The 3,334-nt window shown below is 73.9% G+C and carries 2 protein-coding genes and 1 pseudogene; 2 read left to right on the forward strand and 1 reads right to left on the reverse strand.

Annotated elements, in window-relative coordinates:
• Positions 1 to 108 (reverse strand): annotated as a pseudogene (locus tag ACY0I8_RS17155) (response regulator); the annotation flags it as partial.
• 168 nt (positions 109 to 276) lie between these two features.
• Between ACY0I8_RS17155 and ACY0I8_RS17160 the strand changes: the two are divergent.
• On the forward strand, positions 277 to 888 hold the full coding sequence (locus ACY0I8_RS17160) for a hypothetical protein (protein WP_461395723.1): 612 nt from the start codon (positions 277 to 279) through the stop codon (positions 886 to 888).
• Positions 885 to 2,786 carry a putative nucleotidyltransferase substrate binding domain-containing protein gene (locus ACY0I8_RS17165; RefSeq protein WP_461395724.1) on the forward strand — a complete coding sequence of 634 codons (1,902 nt, stop codon included), beginning with the start codon at positions 885 to 887 and terminating at the stop codon, positions 2,784 to 2,786. Before ACY0I8_RS17160 ends, ACY0I8_RS17165 begins: the two co-directional genes overlap by 4 nt.
• Positions 2,787 to 3,334 lie beyond the last annotated feature (548 nt).

Here is a 3,334-nt window from a genome sequence, read left to right on the forward strand (position 1 = left end):
ACGGGCCGTGTACACGTCGAACCCCTCCTGCTCGAGGATGTACTCGAGCGACAGGAGGATGTTGGGTTCGTCGTCCACCGCCAGGACCTTCACCTTCTTTTGCTCCATCGCCGGTCCTCCCGTGTTCCCCCAATCCCCAACAAAAATCCCGCGAAAGGAAGATTCAAACCTTATCTCAAAATCCGGCGCGAGAAAAGCCCCGCCCCGCGGGACCGGCCGGGCCAAGGGGCCGCAAAATTGACTCCCCCGGGCAGGCCCCGTAGCATCCGTTCCCGTGTGCCGGACGGGACACCGTCCGGCCCCCTCATCCGGGAGCAAGACGCCATCGAACCGAAGGAAACCTCACCGAACCCCAGGACGCGGCTCCTTCGGCGGCTCTGGGCCTGGGCGCTCGTGGTGGCGCTGGGCACCGCGGCCGGCGTGGCCGTGGAGAGACACCTGCGCGACTCCGCCCGCCGTGCGGCCGAGGACCTGGCCCGCGCCGTGGCCGCCCGGGTGAGCGAGGCCCGGACGGCCCATCGGGCCGGCCAGCCCGAGCAGGCTCGCCAGGACCTGGAGGCCGCCCGGGTCGCCCTCGAGGCCGCCGACGGGGGGCGGGAAACCGCCCTCTACGCCACGGTGTTGGTGGAACTGGCCGCGGTGCGAACGGCCTTGGGGGCCCCGCCCGGCGAGGCCCGGGACCTGCTGGCGGCCGCGTGGGAGGTGCCGGGTCTTCCGCCGGACCTGCGCCTCCGCATCGCCCAGGACGCGGCCGCCCTGGCCGCGGCCGAGGGGGACGCCGGCGGCGCCCGCGCCTGGGCCCGGCGGGCCCGGCAGATCGACCCGGACGCGCCGTGGGCCAACCGGATCCTCGGCACCCTCGACCTCGTCGCCCCGGAGACCCCTTGAGCGACCTCGACCTCCTCCTCGCCGCCGCCCCGGCGCTCGCTCGCCTGCCGCCGGAAGCCCGGGACGTCCTCTCCCGGGCCATCGAGCGCAGGCGCCTTCGGAGGGGCCAGTACCTGTTCCGGCAGGGGGGCGGGCCCCCGGAGGACGTGTACTACCTGGAGTCGGCCACGGTGGAGATCCGGGTGGGCCAGGGGGCCGAGGAGGTCGTGGTGAGCGTGTCGGGCCCCGGGGACCTCGTGGGCTGGCTCTCGGTGTTCACCCCCGACCCCTTCCCCGCCTCGGCCCGGGTGGCCGGGGAGGGCGAGGCCCTGGCCGTGCGGGCCGAGGTTCTCCGGGACCTCGCCGCCGCCCACCCCGAGGTGGGCTCGCTCCTCGCCGCCGCCATGGCCCGCCGCCTCCAGGACCTCTTCCGCCGGGTCCAGGAGGCGGGGCGGAAGCCCCTGCCCGGCCGCCCCGACGCCGCCGCGTTTCGCAAGCGGGTGGTGGAGGTGATGCGGGGGCCCCCGGCGCGGGTGGCGCCGGTGGACTCCGTGCGCGACGCGGCCCGGGCCATGGCGGAACGGGGCACCGGATCGGCCCTGGTCCAGGAGGCCGGGGTCCTCCGCGGCATCCTGACCGAGAAGGACCTGGTGGCGAAGGTGCTGGCCCGGGGGCTCGATCCCGACACGACCCGGGCCGAGGCCGTCATGTCTTCGCCGGTCGAGACCGTGGCCCCGGACGCCTACGTCTACCGGGCCCTCGGGATCATGGGCCACCGCCGGATCCGGCATCTGCCGGTGGTGGAGGGCGGGCGGGCCGTGGGGGTCGTGTCGATGCGGGACCTCCTTCCGCTCCTGACCCGCGGAACCATCGAGCTCGTGGAGGGCATCGAGGCGGCCCGGTCCTTCGCCGAACTCGCCCGCGTGCACCGGGAGGCGGCCCGGGTCTGCTTGGGGCTCGTGGACGAGGGCCTGCCCGGCGACGAGGTGGCGCGGGCCCTGACCCACCTCTTCCGCGACATCCACCGCCGGGCCCTCGAGATCGCGATGGGGGAGCTCGAGGCCGAGGGCTGGGGCAAGCCCCCCGCCCCCTTCTGCTTCGTGGTCATGGGCAGCCACGGACGCGAAGAGGCCCATCTCGCCACCGACCAGGACCACGGCATGATCCTGGCCGACTACCCGCCGGCGGCGTGGGGACGGGTGGAGCCCTATTTCATGGAACTCGGCGACCGGGTGTCGGCCGGGCTGGCCGAGGCCGGGTTTCCGGCCTGCCGGGGCCACGTGATGAGCCGAAACCCGGTGTGGCGAAAACCCCTGCGGGAGTGGCGCGACCAGGCCCGGGGCTGGTTCGCCCGGCCCGATTCCAACGCCGTGCGGTACTCCACGCTGGCCTACGATCTCGTGCCGATCTGGGGGGACGTGGGCCTGGCCCACGACCTAAGGGGGTTCCTGCTCGACGGGGTGCGGCGAAACTTTCCGCTCCTCCGGAGCCTCTACGCCGAGGCCGCGCGCCACCGGGTGCCCCTCGGGTGGTTTCGGTCGTTCGCCACGGAGCGCCGGGGGCCCCACCGGGGCGAGATCGACCTCAAGCGCTCCGGGCTCCTGTTCGTGGCCGAGTGCGCCCGGATCCTGGCGCTGCGCCACGGCGTGGCCGAGACCTCCACGATCGGCCGGCTCGGGGCCCTGGCGGCCCGGGGCGCCCTGCCGGCCGAGGAGGCGGAGTTCGCCCAAACCGCGTACCGGACGCTGCTGTTCTTTTTGCTCCGGACCCAGGCGAGGGCCCTGGAGGCGGGCGAGGCGCCAGACACCTACCTGAACCCCGCGGCGCTCCCCCCCCAGGAGCGGTATCTGCTGCGCCACGCCCTCGAGGTGGCGGGCCGGCTCCAGGACCTGGTGCGGGCCGCCTTCGGGGAGATCTGACAACGGGTTGCGTTCGAACCCAGTGGCCCTCTCTGCCCAGAGGGGCCTGTCGGGGAACCGGCAGCAGTTCCCGAGCAACTTCGGCGAGGCGGCTGGGCTGCTCGGCAGCTAGGCGGCTGAGAACCTTCGGGATTCCGGCGTCAGCGGCTGCCGTATCGGGGGCCGGAATTCAGAAGTCAGAGGTCAGAGCACCCCGGTCCTCTGTCGTCTATCTTCTGGCACCTGGCACGGAAGGCGCTCCCACACCGGGGCCTGGCTCGGGCGTTACTGTCCTGCGTAGCGGGGCCCCGAAGGGGCCCGGGGGAGCCTCCAAGTGCCATGGTTCGGAAGTTCGGGCGTTTCCGACGGCGTGGGGCTGGGGCTGGGGGGGCTGGTTCCGGCCGGGCGCGAGTGCGGCACCCGTTTCGCCGCGCCTTCGCATGCCGTTGCCAGCTCGGTAGGCCGGGGCGCCGGTGGCGGAAGTTCCTGAACCGCCAAGGCGATGCAGGCTTGGTGAGGGCGCGGCGATGTGAGGGGCCGCGCCCGGCTCTCCACCAGCCCCCCAGCCC

This window comes from Deferrisoma sp. (assembly GCF_054681715.1).